The organism is Streptomyces turgidiscabies Car8 (assembly GCF_000331005.1).
Classification (GTDB): domain Bacteria; phylum Actinomycetota; class Actinomycetes; order Streptomycetales; family Streptomycetaceae; genus Streptomyces; species Streptomyces turgidiscabies.
The window spans coordinates 1-1,429 of record NZ_AEJB01000174.1 but is presented as its reverse complement, the minus strand read 5'-3'; the positions used below and the strand labels follow the sequence as shown (position 1 = coordinate 1,429).

Annotated in this window: 2 protein-coding genes and 1 tRNA gene; all 3 read right to left on the bottom strand. The window is 69.8% G+C overall.

What is annotated here, in order from left to right; genetic code table 11:
- Nucleotides 1-170: 170 nt before the first annotated feature.
- Nucleotides 171-545 (bottom strand): NAD(P)-dependent oxidoreductase, encoded by a 375-nt coding sequence (locus tag STRTUCAR8_RS10905; protein ID WP_006375696.1) that lies wholly within the window; start codon nt 543-545, stop codon nt 171-173.
- A 19-nt stretch (nt 546-564) separates the two neighbouring features.
- Nucleotides 565-637: transfer RNA gene (locus STRTUCAR8_RS10900), tRNA-His, on the bottom strand.
- A gap of 129 nt (nt 638-766) precedes the next feature.
- Nucleotides 767-1,372 (bottom strand): oligoribonuclease, encoded by a 606-nt coding sequence (gene orn, locus STRTUCAR8_RS10895; protein ID WP_044472000.1) that lies wholly within the window; start codon nt 1,370-1,372, stop codon nt 767-769.
- Nucleotides 1,373-1,429 lie beyond the last annotated feature (57 nt).

Here is a 1,429-nt window from a genome sequence, read left to right as displayed (position 1 = left end):
GGCGCGTTTGACGCAGAGGGAACGTCCCGGCAGGTCCACTCGCCACAGGTCGGACGAGACACCGCCGGCCAGCGGCGTCCAGCGTGCGGCTTCGCCGGGTCCGGCGAGCTGGTGTGCGGTCAGGAAGCCGGTCAGCGCGGGTTCCGGGATCGCCTGCGCGGCGGGCCTGCTCATCGGCGCTCCCCCGTTCCGGCGAGCAGACCACGGGGAGCGTTGCAGGCGTGGGCCGGCGCCTCGTCCGCGAGGATCCGTACGACCCCCTCGGCGGCGCGGCGGCGCAGTTCCGTGACGGAGGCGTCGGAGGAGAACGCGATGTGCGGGGTGAGGAGAGCGCCCGGCTGGTCCAGCAGCCCGGCGGGGACGTGCGGTTCGCTCTCCAGGACGTCGAAGGCGGCTCCGTCCAGGTGCCCGCCGTCCAGCGCCTTGATCACCGCGTCGGTGTCCACCAGCCCGCCCCGGCTGACGTTGACCAGCAGGCCGCCCGGTGACATCAGTGCCAGTTGCTCGGCGCCGATGACGTGGTGCGTGCCGGGTGTGAGCGGCACATGGCCCTCAGTCGATCAGGGTGAGTGACGGGACTTGAACCCGCGGCATCCTGGACCACAACCAGGTGCTCTACCAGCTGAGCTACACCCACCATGACCGGCTTGGGAAGTCCGTGTGGTCTTCCTGACCGGCCGAGAAAAAGTGTACAGGGTCCGAAGGGGTGCTCGCGCCCGGCTTTCTCGGGGCTGTCGCGAGCACAGTCGCAGGCGCTGTCGTACGGCTACTGCGCCGCAGGCAGGACGTGCTTCGCCGCGATCGTGCGGGCCGTGTCCGAGTCCGGGCCGGGCTGCGGTACGAAGATCGCCTCGCGGTAGTAGCGCAGCTCGGCGATCGACTCGCGGATGTCGGCGAGGGCGCGGTGATTGCCGTTCTTGTCAGGGCTGTTGAAGTACGCCCGGGGGTACCAGCGGCGGGCCAGCTCCTTCACGGAACTGACGTCCACGATCCGGTAGTGGAGGTACGCCTCCAGGGTGCCCATGTCGCGCAGCAGGAAGCCGCGGTCCGTGCCGACCGTGTTGCCGCACAGCGGGGCCTTGCCGGGCTCCTTGACGTGCTCGCGCACATACGCCAGGACCCGCGCCTCGGCGTCCGCCAGCGTCGTACCGCCGGCCAGCTCGTCGAGGAGTCCGGACGAGGTGTGCATCTGCCGCACCACCTCCGGCATCGTCTCCAGCGCCGAGTCGGGCGGACGGATGACGATGTCCACCCCCTCGCCGAGTACGTTCAGCTCGGAGTCGGTGACCAGTGCGGCCACCTCGATGAGCGCGTCGTCGGACAGCGAGAGACCGGTCATCTCGCAGTCGATCCACACCATGCGATCGTTCATGTGTCTCACCATACGGGGGGTTCGGCACCAGGTATCGGTGTGGGCCTCGCCCGGGCC

Excerpts from the sequence above, each read along its gene's own strand:
- orn (WP_044472000.1), bottom strand. The coding sequence starts at position 1,372 with ATGAACGATCGCATGGTGTGGATCGACTGCGAGATGACCGGTCTCTCG.